At 48.9% G+C, this 21488-nt stretch carries 20 protein-coding genes; 2 read left to right on the forward strand and 18 right to left on the reverse strand.

Going from position 1 to position 21488, the window contains the following annotated elements; all coding sequences use genetic code 11:
• Positions 1-41 precede the first annotated feature (41 nt).
• The 18 genes from ACO0KW_RS09325 to ACO0KW_RS09410 all read right to left on the reverse strand — a co-directional run bounded on the left by ACO0KW_RS09325 (position 42) and on the right by ACO0KW_RS09410 (position 19184).
• Positions 42-2036, reverse strand: a complete 1995-nt coding sequence (locus ACO0KW_RS09325; protein WP_423052803.1) for an acetyl/propionyl/methylcrotonyl-CoA carboxylase subunit alpha — start codon at positions 2034-2036, stop codon at positions 42-44.
• Positions 2037-2112: 76 nt separating this feature from the next.
• Entirely contained in the window at positions 2113-3159 is a 1047-nt protein-coding gene (gene bioB / locus ACO0KW_RS09330) for a biotin synthase BioB (RefSeq protein ID WP_423053458.1), read from the reverse strand.
• A gap of 20 nt (positions 3160-3179) precedes the next feature.
• On the reverse strand, positions 3180-3866 hold the full coding sequence (bioD, locus tag ACO0KW_RS09335; protein WP_423052804.1) for a dethiobiotin synthase: 687 nt from the start codon (positions 3864-3866) through the stop codon (positions 3180-3182).
• Positions 3867-4116: 250 nt separating this feature from the next.
• Positions 4117-5301, reverse strand: coding sequence for an 8-amino-7-oxononanoate synthase (bioF, locus tag ACO0KW_RS09340; protein WP_423052805.1), 1185 nt, complete (start codon positions 5299-5301; stop codon positions 4117-4119).
• Entirely contained in the window at positions 5298-6671 is a 1374-nt protein-coding gene (gene bioA / locus ACO0KW_RS09345; protein WP_423052806.1) for an adenosylmethionine--8-amino-7-oxononanoate transaminase, read from the reverse strand. Before bioA ends, bioF begins: the two co-directional genes overlap by 4 nt.
• A 319-nt stretch (positions 6672-6990) precedes the next feature.
• Complete coding sequence (locus ACO0KW_RS09350) at positions 6991-7773, reverse strand: enoyl-CoA hydratase/isomerase family protein (RefSeq protein WP_423052807.1); 783 nt, start codon at positions 7771-7773, stop codon at positions 6991-6993.
• A 72-nt stretch (positions 7774-7845) separates the two neighbouring features.
• Positions 7846-8193, reverse strand: coding sequence for a ribonuclease E inhibitor RraB (locus ACO0KW_RS09355; RefSeq protein WP_423052808.1), 348 nt, complete (start codon positions 8191-8193; stop codon positions 7846-7848).
• Positions 8194-8203: 10 nt separating this feature from the next.
• Positions 8204-9826, reverse strand: a complete 1623-nt coding sequence (locus tag ACO0KW_RS09360) for a carboxyl transferase domain-containing protein (protein ID WP_423052809.1) — start codon at positions 9824-9826, stop codon at positions 8204-8206.
• Between the two features lie 44 nt (positions 9827-9870).
• The gene (locus ACO0KW_RS09365) at positions 9871-10248 is read right to left on the reverse strand and encodes a YchJ family metal-binding protein (RefSeq protein WP_186922282.1); all 378 of its coding nucleotides are present in this window, start codon (positions 10246-10248) and stop codon (positions 9871-9873) included.
• Positions 10249-10348: 100 nt separating this feature from the next.
• On the reverse strand, positions 10349-10747 hold the full coding sequence (locus tag ACO0KW_RS09370) for a rhodanese-like domain-containing protein (RefSeq protein WP_422996231.1): 399 nt from the start codon (positions 10745-10747) through the stop codon (positions 10349-10351).
• Between the two features lie 111 nt (positions 10748-10858).
• Positions 10859-11464 carry a 2-hydroxychromene-2-carboxylate isomerase gene (locus ACO0KW_RS09375; RefSeq protein WP_423052810.1) on the reverse strand — a complete coding sequence of 202 codons (606 nt, stop codon included), beginning with the start codon at positions 11462-11464 and terminating at the stop codon, positions 10859-10861.
• A 44-nt stretch (positions 11465-11508) separates the two neighbouring features.
• On the reverse strand, positions 11509-12642 hold the full coding sequence (locus tag ACO0KW_RS09380; RefSeq protein WP_423052811.1) for an acyl-CoA dehydrogenase family protein: 1134 nt from the start codon (positions 12640-12642) through the stop codon (positions 11509-11511).
• A gap of 51 nt (positions 12643-12693) precedes the next feature.
• Entirely contained in the window at positions 12694-13146 is a 453-nt protein-coding gene (locus ACO0KW_RS09385; RefSeq protein WP_423052812.1) for a hypothetical protein, read from the reverse strand.
• A gap of 21 nt (positions 13147-13167) precedes the next feature.
• Positions 13168-13836, reverse strand: a complete 669-nt coding sequence (locus ACO0KW_RS09390; RefSeq protein WP_423052813.1) for an SDR family oxidoreductase — start codon at positions 13834-13836, stop codon at positions 13168-13170.
• Between the two features lie 213 nt (positions 13837-14049).
• Positions 14050-15231, reverse strand: a complete 1182-nt coding sequence (locus ACO0KW_RS09395) for an acetyl-CoA C-acetyltransferase (protein ID WP_423052814.1) — start codon at positions 15229-15231, stop codon at positions 14050-14052.
• A 161-nt stretch (positions 15232-15392) separates the two neighbouring features.
• Positions 15393-17159 (reverse strand): bifunctional isocitrate dehydrogenase kinase/phosphatase, encoded by a 1767-nt coding sequence (gene aceK / locus ACO0KW_RS09400; protein ID WP_423052815.1) that lies wholly within the window; start codon positions 17157-17159, stop codon positions 15393-15395.
• A gap of 219 nt (positions 17160-17378) precedes the next feature.
• Positions 17379-18563: an isovaleryl-CoA dehydrogenase gene (locus ACO0KW_RS09405; RefSeq protein WP_423052816.1), complete on the reverse strand. Its 1185-nt coding sequence runs from the start codon at positions 18561-18563 to the stop codon at positions 17379-17381.
• Between the two features lie 219 nt (positions 18564-18782).
• On the reverse strand, positions 18783-19184 hold the full coding sequence (locus tag ACO0KW_RS09410; RefSeq protein WP_423052817.1) for a MerR family transcriptional regulator: 402 nt from the start codon (positions 19182-19184) through the stop codon (positions 18783-18785).
• A 222-nt stretch (positions 19185-19406) separates the two neighbouring features.
• Between ACO0KW_RS09410 and ACO0KW_RS09415 the strand changes: the two genes are divergently transcribed.
• Both ACO0KW_RS09415 and ACO0KW_RS09420 read left to right on the forward strand, forming a co-directional pair.
• A complete protein-coding gene (locus ACO0KW_RS09415) occupies positions 19407-20480 on the forward strand; it encodes an MBL fold metallo-hydrolase (RefSeq protein ID WP_423052818.1) in 1074 nt (357 codons plus the stop codon).
• Between the two features lie 13 nt (positions 20481-20493).
• Positions 20494-21390 carry a DMT family transporter gene (locus tag ACO0KW_RS09420; RefSeq protein WP_423052819.1) on the forward strand — a complete coding sequence of 299 codons (897 nt, stop codon included), beginning with the start codon at positions 20494-20496 and terminating at the stop codon, positions 21388-21390.
• Positions 21391-21488 lie beyond the last annotated feature (98 nt).

The raw sequence follows: 21488 nt of genomic DNA on the forward strand, positions 1-21488 counted from the left end.
CACCCCTGCCCCTCTCCCGCTTGCGGGCGAGGGGAGAAAACTCACTGCTTAAAATTCAACAACGGCGCACCTTCAGTCACTTGATCACCTACCGCGTACAAGACTTCTTCCACCACACCATCATGCGGCGCGGAGATCGTGTGTTCCATCTTCATCGCTTCCATGATCAATAAGGCTTCGCCCTTTTTGACTTCCTGACCATTCTTGACCACCACCGCAACGATCTTACCTGGCATTGGTGCAGTTAAACGTCCGCCTTCCGCTTCGGCTTCTCCTGCATGCGCCAATACGTCGTTGTAATGCAAATCGGTATGCACACCTTGACTAAAGACGTGGAAATGTTCGCCATCGCGCACTACCGTCGCGGTAACAGTTTGATCAGCGATTGCCAACACATAGTCATTTGCATGTTGACGTACAAGTCGTACCGATTGGCTACTGCCATTCGCTGCAATTACCCAAGCGTCTTTCGTGTAAGTTACTTGCACTGCATGCGTTTGATGTTCTTCCACAAATTGCAAACCACGTTGCATTTGCGTATTCATACGCCAGCCTTGATTGCTTTGCCAAGGATCGCTGCCACCAGTATTTTCTGCACTAATCAATGCCACTGCGGCAAAGGACAACGCATGCAAACTCGCTGGTGCTGGTGTCGGGAATAATGCGTCTTGATTACGTTCAATCAAACCGGTATCCAAATCCGCAGTTGAGAATGCTTGGCTAGTAATCAAACGTGATAAGAAAGCGATATTCGAATTCAAACCGACAATTTGATATTGAGACAAAGCTTGTGCCATGCGCGCCAAGGCTTCTGTTCTGTCTTTCCCCCAAACGATCATCTTCGCGATCATAGGATCGTAGAAAGGGGAAATCGTATCGCCTTCACGTACGCCGCTATCTATTCTGAATGATGCCGGATCTGGTGAACCACCGAGTTCGAAATTGACGGCGCTTGGCGTCCGTGCATGACGCAAAGTACCAATCGAAGGTAAGAAACCTTTTTCTGGGTTTTCTGCATACACACGTGCTTCAATCGCGTGTCCGTGAATCTGCAGTTCAGATTGTTGCAAAGGTAATTGTTCACCAGCAGCGACGCGCAATTGCCACTCCACCAAATCAGTACCCGTGATCATCTCGGTGACTGGATGCTCAACCTGCAGACGCGTATTCATTTCCATGAAGTAGAAAGAACCGTCTTGATTGGCAATGAACTCGACCGTACCTGCACCAACATAACCGACCGCCTTCGCTGCTGCGACCGCAGCCTCGCCCATCGCTGCGCGACGTTCTGCCGTCATGCCTGGGGCTGGTGCTTCTTCTAAAACTTTTTGGTGACGACGTTGTACTGAGCAATCACGCTCGAACAAGTAAACGCAATTACCATGTGTGTCGGCAAACACTTGAATCTCAATATGGCGTGGACGCTGCAAATATTTTTCAGCAAGGACTTTATCGTCGCCGAAAGAATTGATCGCTTCGCGTTTGCAGGAAGCTAAACCATCTTTGAAGTCAGCCGACTTTTCAATCACGCGCATGCCTTTGCCACCACCACCAGCACTGGCTTTTAACAATACAGGATAGCCGATGCGATCTGCTTCCGTTTGTAAGAAATCAGGATCTTGATTGTCGCCGTGATAGCCAGGTACTAAAGGCACATTGGCTTTTTCCATTAAGGATTTTGCTGCAGATTTACTGCCCATCGCTTCAATCGCAGAAGCTGGTGGGCCAATAAATGCGATGCCTGCTTTGGCGCAGGCATTCGCAAACTCGCTGTTCTCAGACAAGAAACCATAGCCAGGATGGATCGCTTGTGCGCCGGTCGCCAACGCGACCTCGATAATTTTATCGGCGCGCAGATAACTTTCTTTCGCTGGCGCAGGGCCAATCAAGACCGCTTCATCACACACCGCCACATGCTTGGCATTGGCATCGGCTTCGGAATATACCGCCACCGTTTTAATACCCATGCGACGCGCAGTGGCCGCAACACGGCAAGCAATTTCGCCACGATTGGCGATGAGGATTTTGCTAAACATGATTTTTGTCTTTCTTTCGTCGTTTTCTGAACTAGTTCTTTTAATATCCGGGAATAGCCGTATCACTTAGCCATAATTAGCCGCAATTTCCCGCTTTTTTCTCCACCACACCACGCGTCTTCAAACCTAATTTTTCTAACAAAACTTTATCGTCTTCCGCTTCTGGATTATCGGTCGTCAACAATTTGTCGCCGTAGAAAATCGAATTCGCGCCAGCCAAGAAACACATCGCTTGTACCGCTTCGCCCATTTGACGACGGCCTGCAGATAAACGAACGCGTGCTTTCGGCATCGTGATGCGTGCTACCGCGATCGTACGTACGAACTCCAAAGGATCTAGTGGGTCAAGGCCATGTAAAGGCGTGCCTTCCACTTGCACCAGATGATTCACCGGTACTGATTCTGGATACGGATTCAAGTTCGCCAATTGTGCGATCAAGCCAGCACGTTGACGACGTGTTTCACCCATACCGACGATACCGCCGCAGCATACTTTTAAACCTGCGGTACGCACGTGACCCAAGGTATCGAGACGGTCTTGGTAGTCGCGTGTGGAAATCACGTTGTCGTAAAACTCAGGTGCGGTATCGAGATTGTGGTTGTAGTAATCGAGGCCAGCATCTTTCAAACGCTGCGCTTGTTCTTCTTTGAGCATGCCCAAGGTCGCACAAGTTTCTAAACCCATGGCTTTAACTTCACGCACCATGGTTTCGACTTTTTCCATGTCACGATCTTTTGGCGAGCGCCATGCTGCGCCCATGCAGAAACGGGTTGCGCCACTTTCGCGGGCGGCTTTGGCTGCGCTCAATACTTCGCGTACGTCCATCAATTTCTTCGCTTCAACGCCAGTATCGTAGCGTGCTGCTTGCGGACAATAACCACAATCTTCTTCGCAGCCACCAGTCTTAATCGACAGCAAAGTCGCCAGTTCCACGTCGGCATTCGGAAAGTTTTCACGATGCAGAACCTGTGCCTTGAACATCAAATCATTAAAAGGCAAATCAAACAATGCCATCACATCGTCAACCGGCCAGGTTTCCGCTTCGATGGCTTTCACTGGTGCGTGAAACTGTATGCCTTGCACTGTCTCTTTAGCTTTTGCGTTATCGACCGCTTGTTCCATGTGTTCCATGTTCATTTCCTTCACTTCAATAAATTCAAATCTAAATACTGGCTCGCTTGCTCAATCTCATTGAAAGCTAAACGAGGTATCACAGCTAGGCAAGGTGCATCTAAACGCTGTTTCAGCGCCTGCACATTTTCTTCAAAAAACTTCATATCTGTATCAACCGTATTCGCCACCCAGCCCGCCAAACGTAGCCCACTCGCGTTGATTGCTTGCGCCGTCAATAATGCATGATTAATGCAACCGAGACGCATACCAACTACTAAAATTACCGGCAAGGCCAAACGCTGCGCCAAGTCGACGGTACTGGTTTCATCATCTAAAGGCACACAAAATCCGCCTACGCCTTCGACCAAAACCACGTCTGCTAATTGCTGCGCTTGTTGGTAGCAGTACTGAATGTGCTGCACATCCATCTTTACGCTTTCCATCGCCGCAACGATATGTGGTGCTGCTGGTGTTCGCATTAAATACGGCACAACGATTTCCTGTGGCGCTTTGATGCTTGATGCTGCGACTAAACTATCGACATCTTCATTATGCAAAACACCATCGATCTCTTCGGCGCCAGAAGCAATCGGTTTTAGCCCTAATGTCGAATTGCCCTGCTTGGCAAAGGCGCGCAACAAAGCTGACGTGGTAAACGTCTTACCGATTTCAGTATCGGTGCCCGTGATGAAATAATCGTTTTTTCTGTTTTGCATTTATTAAACTTCGCTCTTCAAAAATACTTCTATTTCTTGCGCTGTCAATCTCGTAGGGCGGGTGCACGCCATGCTGTATCTTCTCTCCCTTCTACCGCAAGCGGGAGAAGGGTTGGGGATGAGGGTGGTTCAGATGTTCCAACACATACTTCAAGGGAAGCGAAAACTATCTGTTCAAATTTACTCTGCAGTTGCTGAACTACCCTCACCCTAGCCCTCTCCCGCTTGCGGGAGAGGGGACTTTAAAACATCAAACTTCCAAACCATTCACAGCATCAATCAACAAAGCCAGATCTTCACTAGTATGTGCAGCAGACAAAGTGATGCGCAGACGTGCCGTTCCCACAGGCACGGTCGGCGGACGTATCGCTGGCACCCAAAATCCTTGTTCATACAAACTCGCCGCTGCTTGTAAACTTTCTGCATTATCGCCAATCACAATCGGCTGTACCGCGGTATCAGATGGCATCAAAGTCCAACGTTTCAGTTTTAAATCACGGCGTAATTGCGCAATCAAAGTTTGCAAATGTGCGCGGCGCGCATGTCCATCTTCGCCTTGAATGATATCCAAGCTCGCCAACAAAGCATGTGCCAAAGCTGGTGGCGCTGCGGTGGTATAAATATAAGGACGCGCCTTATTCACTAACCACTCAATCACATCTTTATGCGCCGCAACGAAGGCGCCGCCAACACCAGCGGACTTGCCTAGCGTTCCCATATAGACGATGTTTGGCGAACACAAATTAAAATGCTCTAAAACCCCACGACCATTAGCACCCAAAGCACCAAAACCGTGAGCATCATCGATCACTAACCACGCATTGAACTCTTCACACACTGCAAGTAATTCGGGCACTGGTGCCAGATTGCCATCCATACTAAAGACGCTATCGCTGACGACTATCTTGGTCGCTGCAGTCGAGGCTTGCAATAGCGTTCGTAAGTGTGCGACATCGCCGTGCGGGAAAACATGCAACTTCGCACGCGAGAGTTTAGCGCCATCGATCAAAGATGCATGGTTCAAGGATTCGGAAAACAATTCCGTGTCTTTTCCAGATACCGCTGCCAAGCCCGCCAACACCGCGAGATTGGCCATATAGCCCGTGCAGAAATACAAGGCACGTGCTTGATGAAGATGTGGCGAGACAAACTCAGCCAAACGCTCTTCGAGCAAAGCATGGGCGCGGCTGTGGCCGCTGATTAAATGCGAGGCGCCACTACCGACGCCATATAAATCCGCACCTTCTTGCAAGGCTGCGACGATCTTAGGATGCGCCGCCAGACCAAGATAGTCATTACTACAGAATGCCAACATGTCGCGACCATCCACTTTGACCCGTGGCGCACTCGGACTCTCTGCATGACGACGGCGACGACGCAGACTTTTGCTATCTAAAGCCGCTAATTCATGTTGGATTTGATCTAGCAAAATCACGCTGCTTCTCCCATCACGTGGTTGAAGACTTTCAGCATGCGCTCGCCAACTAAACTTATTTCTTCTTGATTCAAAATATACGGTGGCATCAAATACACCGTGTTGCCGATTGGGCGCAACAATAATTCTTCTTGCAAAGCCTGTGTGAAGAAACGGCGCGAAAATGTCTTCGCTGCTTGTTCATCTTTCGTTCCATCAAACACCGCATCGAAAGCCCACATCATGCCTTGTTGGCGGAAATGTTTGACTTGAGCGTGTTGCGCTAGTGGATGCAATGCCTGCGTGATTGCTTCAGCCTTCACACGATTTTGTGCCAGCACATCGTCAGACTCAAAAATTTCTAAAGTCGCCAAGGCTGCGCGACAAGCCAATGGATTGCCCGTATAGGAATGCGAATGCAAAAACCCGCGACGCACATCGGTGTGATAAAACCCTTGGTAAATGTCATCGCGTGTCATCACCAAAGACAATGGCAAGTAACCGCCACTGATGCCCTTAGATAGACAAACAAAGTCGGGCCAGATTTCCGCATTTTCACACGCGAAAAAAGTGCCGCTACGACCACAACCGACCGCGATTTCATCGGCAATCAGATGCACTTGATATTGATCGCAGAGCGCACGGACTAAACGCAAATACTCAGGATCGTGCATCGCAAAACCTGTCGCGCACTGCACTAAGGGCTCCAAAATCACCGCAGCGATTTTGCCTGCGCGCTCTTGCAAGCAGCGCTCCATATCAGCAGCAGCACGTCGTGCGACATCGATCGCGGTTTCACCATCAAGCGCCTGACGTGCATCAGGCGACGCAACAACATGGGCATTGCGTATCATAGGGCCGTAGGCATCGCGGAATAATGCAACATCAGTGACTGCTAAAGCGCCTATGGTCTCGCCGTGGTAACTGCCTTTGAGGCAAATAAATTCTTGTTTTTCAGATTGACCTTGATTACGCCAAAAATGAAAACTCATCTTCAAGGCGATTTCCGTTGCCGACGCACCATCCGATGCGTAGAAACAATGACCGAGTACACCACCGGTTAAAGTTGACAGTTTTTCCGATAAACGAATCACAGGCTCATGCGTAAAGCCTGCCAACATCGCATGTTCCAATTGATCGAGCTGTTCTTTTAATGCTGCGTTAATGCGCGGATTAGCATGACCAAATAAATTCACCCACCAGGAACTGATGCCATCTAAATAGCGCTTACCATCCATATCGACCAACCAGGCACCACGACCATGACTGACAGGAATGAGCGGCATGGTCTCGTGATGCTGCATTTGGGTGCACGGATGCCACACGCTTTGCAGGCTACGTTCTACCCATGACTTACTCGGTGTTTTCAATTCGGTATTCACTGCGGTCAACTTTGTTCCTAATTCTTCTTAACGATTCACTTTGCTACTTTGTACCGAGCTTTTTTCTGCAATATCTAACATGTCGGGCGGGTGCAACCCGCGCTGTTGTTCGACTGTCAGGCGGCGCGGGTTACACCCGCCCTACGAATTTGCTTTTCATCCTCTCTCCCGCAGGCGGGAAAGGGTGAGGGGGATTCAGAAATTTGCAATGCTAGTACTGCGCTTGCCTTGCAGAAACCTAGACCACCCTCATCCCCAACCCTTCTCCCGATTGCGGGAGAAGGGAGCAAAATTACCTAGCCCGCCATTATACGTGATCAATTCTTGCTCAACTGAGCCAGCTAGGCTTGCGCTTTTCTAAGAAAGACCGCACACCCTCACGCCCTTCTTCCGAGGCGCGAATCACGGCGATGCCTTCTACAGTATTCGCAATCAACGCAGGCGTAATTTCACGACCGCCCACATCGCGCACTAATACCTTGGCTTGGGCGACTGCATTCGGGCTGTTGGTCACCAGCGCTTTAACGATTTCCGCCACTTTCGCTGTTAGCACATCTGCGCCGACCACTTCATGCACAAAACCTATGCGCAAGGCTTGCGCCGCATCGAAACGCTCTGCAGTCAGGAAATAACGACGTGCGGCATTTTCACCCATGGCCTTAATCACATACGGTGAAATCGTCGCAGGAATCAATCCTAACTTGACCTCGCTCAAACAAAATTGCGCGGTATCGACGGAGACGATGACGTCACATGCAGCCACCAAGCCCATACCGCCGGCATAGCAATCGCCCTGCACTTGCGCAACCACTGGCTTGCTACAGGTATAAATCGCTGCCAACATCGCTGCTAGTTGCCCCGCATCGGCGAGATTTTCAGCGTGCGTGTAGTCCGCCATCTTCTTCATCCAATTGAGATCAGCTCCAGCGCAAAACGCAGGACCATTTGCCGCCAATACAATCGCACGAATACTGTTATCGCTACTTAATTCATTAAATACCTGCGTAATCTCAGCAATTGTCGTTTCGTTAAATGCATTGCGTACGTCTGGGCGATTTAAGGTGACTGTCGCGACTTTGTTGTCACGGGTGAGTGTTAGGGTTTGGTACATAAAAATTGCTTTCATCAATTACAATTCAAAATCAAATCGAGATGTTTTACGAAAGTATTGAACAACACGGATTTATGGTTCTTTTTGATTGAAGCATCCCCAACCGTCATTTCTACCCCCATGTTTCTCGGCTAAATTTTGCAAAAGATTTTCAAAATCTGTAATTGCGGAGTGTATTGGAACCATGTTCTTTACGACGAGAACGTCCCACGGAAGCTCAGCCACGCAATTACTATTTTCGATACTCACTTCATGATTTAACTCCTGAAAATGAGCTGCGAAAGTCTTCGCAGCATTTTCATCTGGAAATACAATCGTAAAATCAATATTACGAGCAATGGAGAGATTGTCCCCATTTCGTTTCATCTGGCGTAAAACTTTTCCGTTCTCATCATTTGGGAATTCGAAAAATCCAAACATACCTTGGTTCCTACATCCTGAAAATGCCGAACTTGGCGTCTGGAATCGGTGCGTTCAAAGCAGCGCTCAATCCCAATCCCAACACCATACGCGTATCAGCAGGATCAATCACACCGTCATCCCACAAGCGTGCAGACGCATAGTAAGGATGTCCTTGATGTTCGTACTGATCTTTAATCGGTTGTTTGAATGCGGCTTCTTCTTCCGCACTCCAGCTACCGCCTTTGCCTTCGATACCATCGCGGCGTACAGTCGCCAATACGCTGGCAGCTTGTTCGCCACCCATCACCGAAATACGGGCGTTTGGCCACATCCACATGAAGCGTGGTGAATATGCACGACCACACATACCGTAGTTACCTGCACCAAAACTACCGCCGATAATCACGGTAAATTTAGGTACGTTTGCAGTCGCTACCGCTGTCACCATCTTCGCACCATTACGCGCAATACCTTCGTTTTCGTATTTGCGTCCAACCATAAAGCCCGTGATGTTCTGCAAAAATATCAGTGGGATCTTACGCTGGCAGCACAGCTCGATGAAGTGCGTGCCCTTTAATGCAGATTCAGAGAACAAAATACCGTTGTTGGCGATGATGCCGACTGGCATGCCATGGATGTGCGCAAAACCGCAGACCAAAGTTGTGCCATAACGCGCTTTGAATTCATCGAAATGGCTACCATCGACCACACGCGCAATCACTTCACGCACATCGAAAGGCTTGCGTGTATCAACCGGAATCACGCCATACAATTCACTCGCAGGATACTTTGGTTCTTCCACGGCTTTCATCACCACGGTTTGTGGTTTTTGACGGTTCAAGGTCGACACAATTTGACGCGCCATCGCGAGGGCATGCGTATCGTTTTGTGCCAAATGATCGACCACACCCGACAAGCGTGTGTGGACGTCGCCACCACCCAAGTCTTCCGCGCTAACGACTTCGCCCGTTGCCGCTTTCACCAATGGTGGGCCGCCGAGGAAAATCGTACCTTGATTCTTAACGATAATAGACTCATCACTCATCGCTGGCACATACGCACCACCGGCGGTACAAGAGCCCATTACCACGGCGATTTGCGGAATACCTTTGGCCGACATATTCGCTTGGTTATAGAAGATCCTACCGAAGTGATCACGGTCTGGAAATACATCTTCCTGATTCGGCAAATTCGCACCGCCGCTATCCACCAAATAAATACAAGGCAAATTATTTTGCTCGGCGATTTCTTGCGCACGTAAATGTTTTTTGACCGTGAGCGGATAATAAGTACCGCCTTTCACCGTCGCATCGTTACACACGATCACGCATTCTTGCCCAGCGACGCGACCAATACCTGTGATGACGCCCGCACTTGGTGCAGCATCGGCATCGTTCTTCTCTTTGTACATATTGAAGGCAGCGAGCTGAGAAAACTCTAAGAAAGGCGTGCCTGGATCGAGCAAGTTTTGCACACGATCACGTGGTAATAATTTACCGCGACCGAGATGCTTTTGGCGTGCTTCCTCACCGCCGCCCAGCGCAATCTTGGCGACCTTTTCTTTGAGGTCATCGACGATCAATTGCATTGCCGCAGCGTTGGCTTTGAAGTCCTCAGAGCGAGGATTTAATTTGGATTCTAGGGTTGTCATAATTGTTTATCCGATTTCTCTACAGCCTCAGCAATGTGAGGTGCTCACTCATAAATACCATCAACGTAAAACCACTTACCATCAAACTTCACGAACCGACTCTTCTCGTGCAAGCGATGGGCTTTGCCACCAATTTTGTACCGGGCGACAAATTCCACCATCGCCTCTTTTTCTTGCGCTTCATGTTTCTTCACTTCTAAACCTAACCACTTCGATGCACCGCCGTCAACGATGCGCTCTTTGGGGCAAGTACGCTCATCCCAAGTTGCTCGCAGATACGCTTCATCGTTGAGCGTATAAGCGGTGTAACGGGAACGCATCAGAGCTTCTGCTGTTGGTGCGAACTCTGCGCCGCTGATGTAGCGTTGGCAGCATTGCTCGAATTCTTTGTTTGAGCCACAGGGGCAGATTGTTTTACTCACACTTTACCTAATCATTTTTTTGGACGGGCGCAACCCGCGCTGTTGTTCAAGCGTCGGGCGGCGCGGGTTGCACCCGCCCTACATTTGTCACTGTGTCCAATTACGTCTTCTTACTTTCTTTCACCGCCGTAGGCGCCCCTGCTGCTTTCCATGCGCCGAAGCCGCCATCGATGTGCGCGACATTTTCTAAGCCCATATCTTGCACAGTCTTGGTCGTCAAAGCACTGCGCCAGCCGGCTGCGCAGAATAGAATGAATTCTTTGTTCTCGCCGAACACGGGTTTGAAGTAAGGCGAATCAGGGTCGACCCAAAATTCGATCATGCCGCGTGGTGCGTGAAACGCGCCGGGGACGATGCCTTCTCTTTCGAGCTCACGAATATCACGGACGTCGATGAATTGCACTTGCGGATCGCCTAGCTTCGCCTGCGCTTCGGCTACGCTATAGGTTTTGATCTGCGCGTTTGCTTCGTCGACTAATTGTTTGTAGCCTTTTTTCATGTCTCTTCCAATCTCGCTTCTTAGGTCGGCTCGTTCTCGTAGGGCGGGTGCAACCCGCGCTGCTCTGTAGCTCAAAGTGCTGGCGGCGCGGGTTGCACCCGCCCTACAAAATTAAAACCCGCCTGTCGCTAACCATTTTTCTAGTTGTGGCAAGCGATCATTGCCCCAGAATGGTTCGCCATCGACAATCACCCATGGTGCGCCGAACACGCCTTTGCTCACTGCCTCTTCACAGGCCGCATTCAACTGCGCCTTATATCGTTCGTCTTTACATGCTGCGGCAGCGGCTGCACCATCTAAGCCCATTTGATTTACGTATTCTGCTAACCACGCAATATCATTCAATCCCGCAGGGCCAGAGAAGTAAGCTTTCGTCACCCCACGCGTGAATTCACCAACACGTTCAGGTGCGACTTCTTTCATCCACAAACAAACGCGTGCTGTGTTTTGGGTATTGATAGGAAATGGCTCTGGCAAAACAAATGGCAAACCCGCATAGCGCGCCGAACGCAACATGTCTTGCTTGTGATAGCTCGCCATCATCGGCGGGCGCATCGTTAATGGGCTGGAGTTGGTGGTCTTGAACACCACGCCCAATAACATCGGCTTCCAATCGATCTCGCGACCATATTTTGCTGCGAGCTCTTCGATTACTTGCGTGGTCAAATAGGCGTACGGTGAAACGTAGTCAAACCAGTAATCGATGCGATTGTTCATTACTACTCCTCAAATTTTCCACACAAAAAAATGCATTTTAAAACTCAATCCAACAAACCACGACCAATCAAAATCTTCTGAATATCCGAACTACCTTCATAGATCTGACACACACGCACATCACGATAAATACGTTCGACTGGGAAGTCGCTGACATAGCCATAACCACCATGAATTTGAATCGCATCGGAACACACTTTTTCTGCCATTTCCGACGCAAACAATTTCGCCATCGCTGCTTCTTTCAAACATGGCTTGCCAGCATCTTTCATACTCGCCGCGTGCCAGATCAATTGGCGTGCTGCCTCAATCTGCGTCGCCATATCCGCCAAGCGAAATTGCACGGCTTGATGTTCAAAAATTGCTTTACCAAACGTGCGGCGATCTTTCGCATAGGCCAAAGCTGCTTCGAATGCAGCACGTGCCATACCGACCGATTGTGAAGCGATACCGATACGGCCGCCTTCTAGTCCAGACAAAGCAATCTTATAGCCCTGACCTTCTTCGCCGATTAAATTAGCGGCAGGAATGCGGCAATTCTCGAACAGAATTTGCGCTGTATCGGAAGAGTGCTGACCCATTTTATGTTCGAGGCTGGCAACGATATACCCTGGCGTTTTAGTATCGACCCAGAATGCACTAATTCCTTTTTTTCCTGCGGCTTTATCGGTCACCGCCATCACGATCGCCACATCTGCATGTTTACCGCTGGTGATAAATTGCTTCACACCATTCAAGACGTATTCATCGCCTTCGCGCTTTGCCGTAGTGCGCAAATCGGAAGCGTCACTGCCAGCATGGGGTTCTGTTAAGCAGAAAGCGCCCAACATGTCGCCTTGTGCGAGTGGACGCAGCCATTGTTCTTTTTGCGCGGCATTCGCGTACATCATGCCTATGCTGCAAACAGGACAGTTATTCACTGATACGACCGTCGAGGTTCCACCATCACCGGCAGCGATCTCTTCCAGCACTAATGCTAGAGACAAATAATCCATACCTGCGCCGCCCAGTTCTTCTGGCACCGCCACACCATACGCGCCCATCGCTGCGAGTTCTTTCAATTCCTCTGCAGGGAAATGATGTTCTTTATCCCAACGTGCAGCATTTGGTGTGATGCGCTCTTGCACAAAGCTACGCACTGCGTCGCGGATCATTTCGTGTTCTGATGTTAGTTGCATGCTCTTACCTAAATTTAAAATCGATCTAATAAAACAAAAAGATACAAAAAATCACGACATAACGCTTGATTGTTCTTGAACAAATATCGCGGCACGAGAAGTCTTAATTGCAGAAAGCAATTCGTCTTCATTTTCAACGAAAATAAGATTTTCTCGGACTAGCACTGAGCATCCAATTCTTTTAGACAAAACGAATATTTCATTCACTAAATTCAAAAAATCTTCTCGTAAATCTAAGCGTATTTGTATTGAATCGATACTTCCATTTTCCGCCCAAATCTGAATATCTGTTTTTTCCAAGTCCCCCCATATTGTCAAATTTGGGTCCCATGAAAGTGTTTTTTCTACAAATGAAATAGAATGAATGACATCATCCAATCTTATTGAACAACCTGACCAAGCCGGACTAGTGCCAACAAAATCTTTCTTCAACACATTGGCATTCCCACCCTCAGCTATCCAAGAATTGGGAATCAAGTCAACTACAAATTGCCAAGCAGCCATTCGAATCCCTTTTCAAAAAAACTACCAATCAAGCGTTGATCCGTCATAACTCAAAAACTGTCCATTCTGCGCACGGCTACTATTTGCAATCACTTCGCGCATGCCAGTCACGCTGACATCGACGCTAATCTCAGCGCCTGCGCCACCCATGTCCGTTTGCACCCAACCCGGATGAAATGCGATGCATGTCGCTTTTTGCGTGCTGAGCGAAGCATCTTTCAATACGGAATTCAAGGCTGCTTTGCTGGCGCGATACAGCCATGCCACATTGTTTTCACGCAAACCGATGGAACCCATACGTGAGGACAACACGGCTAATTTACCGCCAGCATTTTCCACCATCGGCAACACCAAAGGCAGTAAGCGCATCGCTGCTAACACGTTGATATGCATGACTTGATCAAACTCTTCTTGCTGCGGCGATTGCAAACCATTTGTTCGGCTACCAAATACACCCGCATTCAAAATAGCGACATCGATTTTTTCATCGTCGAGGCGCCAAGCCAATCCTGCGCAATCATTCAAGTTGTTTACATCCAAAGGCAGCGCTTCACAACCATGTGCGGTCAATTGCGCGAGGTCGTCGGACTTGCGTGCAGTAGCGATCACACGCCAACCTGCCGCTTTGTATTGCCGCGCAAATTCCTGACCTATGCCGCGTGAGGCTCCGATGATTAAGGCTGTTGGCATGCTGGTTTACTCCGTTTTTCCAATTACTCATTTAATCCTCCCTTCTCCCGCAAGCGGGAGAAGGGTCGGGGATGAGGGTGGTGCAGTCATCTGCATAATATCGGGGAAATACATAGTTTATGTATTGATGCTCACACGTTAATTTAACTATGCAAACGCTGAACCACCCTCACCCTAGCCCTCTCCCGCTTGCGGGAGAGGGGACTTTCTCGATTACACCAACTCAATCGCCATCGCCGTCGCTTCACCACCACCGATACACAAAGACGCCACACCGCGCTTACCGCCACGGGCTTTCAAAGCGCCGATCAGGGTCACGATAATACGCGCGCCAGATGCGCCGATTGGATGACCCAATGCGCAGGCACCGCCGTGTACGTTCATTTTGTCGTGCGGGATGCCGAGGTCATGCATCGCTGCCATTGGCACTGCAGCGAAAGCTTCGTTGACTTCAAACAAATCAACATCCGCTGTTGTCCAGCCGATTTTCTTGTAGAGCTTTTCGATTGAGCCAACTGGTGCTGTGGTAAACCAGCCTGGTTCTTGTGCATGGGTCGCATGACCCAAGATTTTGGCGATAGGAGTTAAACCCAATTCTTTGGCTTTGGATTCGCGCATCAATACCAAGGCTGCTGCACCGTCATTGATGGACGAGGAAGATGCTGCTGTGATCGTGCCGTCTTTTTTGAATGCGGGCTTCAAATTAGGAATCTTGTCGAGCTTGGCCTTCAATGGGCCCTCATCTTTATCGATGACGACATCACCACCGCGACCAGATACCGTCACAGGAGCGATTTCCCAAGAAAATGCGCCGCTGCTCGCTGCGTTTTGTGCGCGTGTTACGGAGGCAATCGCAAATGCGTCTTGTGCTTCACGTGTGAAGCCGTATTTTTCGGAGCAATCTTCTGCAAAAGTGCCCATAGAACGACCTTTGTCATAGGCATCTTCCAAACCATCGAGCATCATGTGATCCATGATCGTGCCGTGACCGATACGATAACCGCCACGTGCTTTTGGAATGATGTATGGGGCATTCGTCATCGATTCCATACCGCCAGTGACCAGCACTTCGTTGCTGCCAGCCAGCAGGGAATCATAGGCCATCATCGTCGCTTTCATCGCGGAACCGCACATCTTAGATAAAGTGACCGCACCAGTCGAGAATGGCAAACCCGCAGCCAGCAAAGCTTGACGCGCTGGTGCCTGGCCTTGGCCTGCCATCAAGCAGTTACCGAACAAAACTTCTTCGACCAACTCTGGCTTAAGGCCTGCACGTTCGACTGCCGCTTTGATCGCCACTGCACCTAATTGGCTCGCAGTCAAAGACGCGAAATCACTTTGAAACGCGCCCATAGGAGTACGAGCTGCGCCGACGATTACGATAGGATCATTCATGGTTTTCTCCAAAATTATTGATAACGATTTTTAAAATTTTTTTTAGCCTGCAAATAAGCAGAGCAAATCTTTTACTGTCCTACGCGGGTTGCACCCGCCCTACAAAATCCATCTAAGAAGCTGACGCAATCACGGCTCAACAACGCTGGGGCGCGATTTCGTCAGCCGCCTCCAAATCTAATCGATTGAGGATAAGGAAACACATCATCCACCTTACCCTTCACAATTCGTTCTTTCCGATCTTGCCAATACTTCGCTGTCAGCAAGTCGGCATGGTGCTTCATAAAATACTGTTTGACCTTGGCATTGCCCAACAAGAAGGTGCCGAACTGTTCAGGAAATACATCGTACTTCCCGATTGGATACCAAGGCTCGGCCGACATTTCATCTTCTTCATTGCGTGGCAAAGGGATCGTTCTGAAATTACAATCCACGATAGTTTCGATCTCATCGTAGTCATAAAAAACGACACGCTTATGACGCGTTACGCCGAAATTTTTGTACAACATATCACCAGGGAAAATATTCGCCCCGACTAATTCTTTGATTGCATTGCCGTATTCGACTATCGCATGTTCCATCGCCGCGTCATCGCCTTTTTGCTCGGATTCTGTGAGCCAGATATTCAATGGCGTCATGCGGCGCTCGATGTACAGATGCTTGATAATCACTTCATCATCATTAACTTCCAAAATTGATGGTGCGTAACGACGAATTTCTGCCAACAAATCCTCGGAGAAACGAGCGCGCGGAAACGCCACATCCGAATATTCCAAGGTATCTGCCAAGCGACCAACGCGATCATGATTTTTAACCAGTTGATACTTCTCTTTGATCAAAGCTTTAGTGGTCTCTTTCGGTGGCGGGAAGCTATCTTTGATTAACTTGAAGACGTAAGGAAATGATGGCAGTGCAAATACCAACATCACGAGCCCGCGAATACCAGGCGCGGCTTCGATCATGTCGGATGAATATTTGAGGTGATGCAAGAAATCGCGGTAGAACAAATTCTTACCGTGCTTTTGCAAACCCAACATGGTGTAAATTTCACTGCGCGGTTTACGCGGCAAAATGCTGCGTATGAATTGCACATAGGCCGATGGCACATCCATGTCGACCATGAAGTAAGCACGCGTGAATGAGAACAAGACGGTGATGTGCATGTTATCGAACAGTACCGTGTCCAAAATCAATTCACGATTTTTATTGTGAATGATGGGAATCACGAAAGGCATTTCTTGGTTGCCGTTAATACTCTTGCCGATGATATAGGCAGCTTTGTTGCGGAAGAACAAACTCGCTAAGACTTGGAACTGATGATTCGGTTCGAAGCGCATATCGCCAAATTGTTCAAGCAGGCGCGCTTCCACTTTCGCCAAATCTGCATCAAGATGCGCGAACGGTGTTTGCAGCTGGAAGTTGGTAACGATGCGTTTCAGGCTAAAGCTCAAACCGTCGGCTGCGGGATAGTAGACGCGATAGGTCGCGGGTGTATCGTCGCGTTCGATATAGTCGGTCGCCGTTGCGGGACGTACAAAGATGAAATCGTTATGGAAGTAAGTGCGGTGCAAAAGTTTGGTACAGACGGTATTGAAGAAAGTCTCTGCCAACTCGGGACGCAGATGATCGATCAGCAAACCCATGTAATGTAGCTTCACTTCACGCCATACTTCATCGGTCAGATCGTCGCTATCGTATTCATCTTCGAGAATCTGTACGCATTCTTTGGCACGCTTGTCATAGTAAGCAATCCGCTCACGCGCATCTTCTTGCGCTGCTTTCCAATCGCCACGTTCGAAACGCTGCTTCGCCATTTGAGTCGTCGCTCGAAACAAACGGTAATGCTTATCAAAACCGTCGAGTATGGTCCTTGCAATGTCGAATGCAATTTGCGAAGACAACAATTTAGGAAAGGCGATTTGGGGCATAATTTTTTCACCACGAGGGCGCAGAGGTCGAAGAAATGTTTTTGTCGAACATCCTAAACCACTCAGCCTTCAACAATTCACGAGGTCTCCGATTTGTAGGGCGGGTGCAACCCGCGCCGCACAGGTGCTCGATGGACTGGCGGCGCGGGTTGCACCCGCCCTACGAAATGCTATTAACAAAAATCTCTGCGTTCTCTGCGCCTCTGCGGCTAAAGCTTTTTACATGGTCTCTGCGAAGAGTTCACGTCCTATCAACATTCTGCGAATCTCACTCGTACCAGCACCAATCTCATACAACTTCGCATCACGCCACAAGCGACCAACTGGATATTCATTGATATAACCGTTGCCGCCTAAAGTTTGGATCGCTTCACCGGCCATCCAAGTCGCTTTTTCTGCGGAGTACAAAATCGCACCAGCGGCATCTTTACGTAATGCACGCACTGCTTCTGGTGTTTTGGCACGATCACAAGCTTGGCCAACTGCGTAGACATAAGCTTTGCATGCCATCATGGTGGAATACATATCCGCGAGTTTGCCTTGCATCAATTGGAATTCACCGATAGCTTGACCAAATTGCTTGCGGTCATGGATGTAAGGAACGACTTCATCCATACAAGCTTGCATAATGCCGAGCGGGCCGCCAGACAAAACAGTGCGTTCGAAATCCAAGCCGGACATCAAAACGTTAACGCCTTTGCCTACGCCGCCCAACACGTTTTCTACTGGCACTTCGCAATCTTGGAATACTAATTCGCCAGTATGAGAACCGCGCATACCGAGCTTGTCGAGTTTTTGCGCAATGCTAAAACCTTTGTAGCCTTTTTCGATAATGAAAGCAGTCATACCGCGTGGGCCAGCTTCCAGATCGGTCTTCGCGTAGACCACCAAAGTATCCGCATCAGGACCATTCGTGATCCACATTTTAGAGCCGTTCAAAACGTAGCGATCACCTTTTAAATCAGCACGCAACTTCATACTGACGACGTCAGAACCGGCATTCGGCTCGGACATCGCGAGCGCACCGACGTGATCGCCAGAAATCAGTTTTGGTAAATATTTTGCTTTTTGCTCATCATTACCATTGCGATTAATTTGATTCACGCACAGATTGGAATGCGCACCGTAAGACAAACCGACGGAGGCAGAGGCACGGGAAATTTCTTCCATGGCGATGATATGCGCCAAATAGCCCATGTTTGCACCACCGTATTCTTCGGACACCGTCATGCCATGTAAACCCATGTCGCCGATTTTCTTCCACAGATGCATAGGGAATTGGTCGGTTCTGTCCATTTCGGCAGCCAGCGGCGCGATTTCCGCAGCAGCAAATTGCTGAACTGCTTCGCGCAAAGCGGCGATGTCTTCGCCATGATCAAACGTTAAACCTGGTAAGTGCAACATAATGTCCCCAATCTAGGTAGTAATGATGATATGACTTCAAGCTGCTGTCGCTCGCTCGTTCTACTCAAAGTCGGTAGAAAGTGAGCTTAAGATTATATGCCCGCCTGAATGTCGAAAGAGTTGGCAAAACGAATTTAAAGACCATTTTGCGCAAGTCAAAAATGATACTTCTAATTGACGTTAACGTAAACGTCAATTCAAACTATTTAATCGTATTTCTTACGCACTTACTTTTGCCTTATTAACAATTTCCAACAAACGCTGACTTTCTTCTTCATGTGCGGTGATTTCATCCAGCATGACTTCGATGTCTTCTCTTTGTTGCTCCAGCGAAGCGCGGTGTTTCGCTAGCACATCGAGAAAGCTTTTTAGCTGAACTTCTGTGTCTTTAGGTGAGTCATACATCGTCACCAAATGCTTAATTTCCGACAAGCTTAAGCCCAGACGCTTGCCCCGTAAGGTTAATTTGAGGTGTGTGCGCTCACGTGCCGAGTACACACGATTGCGCCCGCTTGGGCCTTCGCGACTTGGACTGATCAAACCCTGGTCCTCGTAAAAGCGAATTGCACGTGGCGTAATATCAAACTCTTTTGCCAAATCGGTAATTGTATAAGTTGCCATTGCTAAAGTTTTTTCAAAAGTTTTTCTGTATGAGACACAAGAAAATTGCCTAAAAAACACCCAAAAAATCTCAGTGAATACTCGTAAAAATCGAGATAAGCCCAACATCAATTGCGTTTTGAACTTAGAATCTTACCTGAAACGCAGTTAACGTAAACGTCAATTTGCAACACTGCCCCAAAACTCTGCATCAATACACTGTTGCGCCACATACACAACGCCATGAATCAACTAGAACAAGCATTACATTACCCGCTGAATGAAAAACTACCTGAAGCGGGTCAAACCATAGAAATTGCACCGGGAGTGTTGTGGATTAGGATGGGTCTGCCGTTTGCGCTGAATCATATCAATTTATGGTTGATCGAAGATGTATACCAAACCGATACAGGCCCAGCCCATGGCTGGACAGTCGTTGACTGCGGCATCAATAGCGATGCCACGCGTGATGCCTGGGAAATTTTGTTTGCCTCGCATCTCAAAGGTTTGCCCATCGTACGGGTGATAGCGACCCACTGTCATCCAGATCATGTTGGCAGCGCCGACTGGCTGTGTACGCTATGGAATGCGCCACTGTATATGAGCACTGGCGAGTACGCCTTTGCGCGCATGATGTCGGCCGGCCTGCCCGGCGTCGATGGCTCGGCGATGTTTCCGCATTTCCGCAAGCATGGTTTGGTGACGGCAGAGATGCAAGACAAAATACAAGAACGTAAGACTTATTACACGCGCTTAGTACCGACCGTGCCGACCTCGTACCACCGCCTGCAAGATGGGCATAACATCACTATCGGGCAACACGAATGGCGCATCATCACAGGCTTCGGACATTCGCCAGAGCATGTCTCGCTGTACTGTGCAGCCTTGAATTGCCTAATTTCTGGCGATATGGTGCTACCGCGCATTTCTACCAATGTCTCAGTGTTTGCAGCAGAACCGGAAGCGAATCCGGTCAAACAATATCTGGATTCATTAACCAAGTATGCAGATCTGCCCGAAGATGTTTTAGTATTGCCATCGCATGGCAAGCCTTTCGTCGGCATTCACACACGCATCCAACAATTACACGATCATCATGCAGAACGTTTGCAAGAAGTGTTAGATGCTTGCACGACGCCGCTTTCGGCGCACGATATTGTGCCCATCATGTTTCCGCGTCCACTCGATGCGCATCAACTGACCTTCGCGCTCGGTGAAGCTTTGGCACATTGCCATCATCTTTGGTTCGAAGGTAAATTGAAGCGCCGCTTGGATGCAGATGATGTCTATCGCTTTGTTCGCAGTTCGACTAATTGATTTGGTCAAGACGATGAACAAACCACCTCTATCGGTTTATCTGAAACTCGTTTGCGTCGCCCTATTCTGGGGCGGTACTTTTATCGCCGGTCGTATCGTCTCAACAGAAATTCCGCACATGATCGCGGCCGCCGGGCGTTTTTTGGTGGCCTGCGTGTTTTTATTATTGCTTGCATGGCGCGTGGAAGGTGGCTTGCCTAAGCTCACACGACAACAAAAACATGCGACTTTTGGCTTAGGGGCGACAGGGATTTTTTTGTACAACATTTGTTTTCTTGCCGCGTTAGAACGCATGCCCGCAGGTCGTAGCGCACTATTCGTTTCCCTCAGTCCCATTATCACAGCATTAAGCATGGCGGTCCTGTTCCGCGAACGTTTAGGTGGACTTAAATGGTTAGGCATCGCGATTGCCTTTGTTGGCGCCGCCATCGTACTAACTCGCGGTGATGTCTTTACCGTAGTCCATGATATTTCTAGTTCTATGGGCGCGGGCGAATTGTTCATGCTCGGTGCAGTTGGCTCGTGGACCGCTTACACCATACTTGGCAAACACGCGCTAAAAGGGTTGACGCCGATTGCAGCGACGACCTATGCATCGCTGTGGGGCTTACTCTTACTCAGCATGGGTGCGCTCAATCAACTACCTCTATTAGATACCAGCAAACTGACTTGGCAAGTCCTCAGTGCCATTGCTTTCCTTGGGATTTTCGGCACAGTGATCGGCTTTGTCTGGTATTACGAAGGAGTTAAAGCCATAGGTCCTGCACGCACCGCCGTGTTTAATAATTTGGTGCCGGTGTTCGGTGTAAGCCTCAGCAGCTTGATGTTGAATGAACCCATCTTAATTTCTATGATCATCGGCGGCGCGTTAGTGATTGTGGGAGTGTCTTTGACGAATCGAGTACGTTAGCACTCAACATTGGTGGAGGAAAACTCAACCGATACGTGACACACTCGTTACAACACCAAAAACGCGCCGCGAATTGATCTATTTTCCTGATCATTTTT

Source organism: Undibacterium sp. Ji22W (assembly GCF_049340305.1).
GTDB lineage: Bacteria > Pseudomonadota > Gammaproteobacteria > Burkholderiales > Burkholderiaceae_D > Undibacterium.

Excerpts from the sequence above, each read along its gene's own strand:
- ACO0KW_RS09325 (WP_423052803.1), bottom strand. The coding sequence starts at position 2,036 with ATGTTTAGCAAAATCCTCATCGCCAATCGTGGCGAAATTGCTTGCCGT.
- bioB (WP_423053458.1), bottom strand. The coding sequence starts at position 3,159 with ATGGAACAAGCGGTCGATAACGCAAAAGCTAAAGAGACAGTGCAAGGC.
- bioD (WP_423052804.1), bottom strand. The coding sequence starts at position 3,866 with ATGCAAAACAGAAAAAACGATTATTTCATCACGGGCACCGATACTGAA.
- ACO0KW_RS09350 (WP_423052807.1), bottom strand. The coding sequence starts at position 7,773 with ATGTACCAAACCCTAACACTCACCCGTGACAACAAAGTCGCGACAGTC.
- ACO0KW_RS09355 (WP_423052808.1), bottom strand. The coding sequence starts at position 8,193 with ATGTTTGGATTTTTCGAATTCCCAAATGATGAGAACGGAAAAGTTTTA.
- ACO0KW_RS09360 (WP_423052809.1), bottom strand. The coding sequence starts at position 9,826 with ATGACAACCCTAGAATCCAAATTAAATCCTCGCTCTGAGGACTTCAAA.
- ACO0KW_RS09370 (WP_422996231.1), bottom strand. The coding sequence starts at position 10,747 with ATGAAAAAAGGCTACAAACAATTAGTCGACGAAGCAAACGCGCAGATC.
- ACO0KW_RS09375 (WP_423052810.1), bottom strand. The coding sequence starts at position 11,464 with ATGAACAATCGCATCGATTACTGGTTTGACTACGTTTCACCGTACGCC.
- ACO0KW_RS09380 (WP_423052811.1), bottom strand. The coding sequence starts at position 12,642 with ATGCAACTAACATCAGAACACGAAATGATCCGCGACGCAGTGCGTAGC.
- ACO0KW_RS09385 (WP_423052812.1), bottom strand. The coding sequence starts at position 13,146 with ATGGCTGCTTGGCAATTTGTAGTTGACTTGATTCCCAATTCTTGGATA.
- ACO0KW_RS09390 (WP_423052813.1), bottom strand. The coding sequence starts at position 13,836 with ATGCCAACAGCCTTAATCATCGGAGCCTCACGCGGCATAGGTCAGGAA.
- ACO0KW_RS09395 (WP_423052814.1), bottom strand. The coding sequence starts at position 15,231 with ATGAATGATCCTATCGTAATCGTCGGCGCAGCTCGTACTCCTATGGGC.
- aceK (WP_423052815.1), bottom strand. The coding sequence starts at position 17,159 with ATGCCCCAAATCGCCTTTCCTAAATTGTTGTCTTCGCAAATTGCATTC.
- ACO0KW_RS09405 (WP_423052816.1), bottom strand. The coding sequence starts at position 18,563 with ATGTTGCACTTACCAGGTTTAACGTTTGATCATGGCGAAGACATCGCC.
- ACO0KW_RS09410 (WP_423052817.1), bottom strand. The coding sequence starts at position 19,184 with ATGGCAACTTATACAATTACCGATTTGGCAAAAGAGTTTGATATTACG.
- ACO0KW_RS09415 (WP_423052818.1), top strand. The coding sequence starts at position 19,407 with ATGAATCAACTAGAACAAGCATTACATTACCCGCTGAATGAAAAACTA.
- ACO0KW_RS09420 (WP_423052819.1), top strand. The coding sequence starts at position 20,494 with ATGAACAAACCACCTCTATCGGTTTATCTGAAACTCGTTTGCGTCGCC.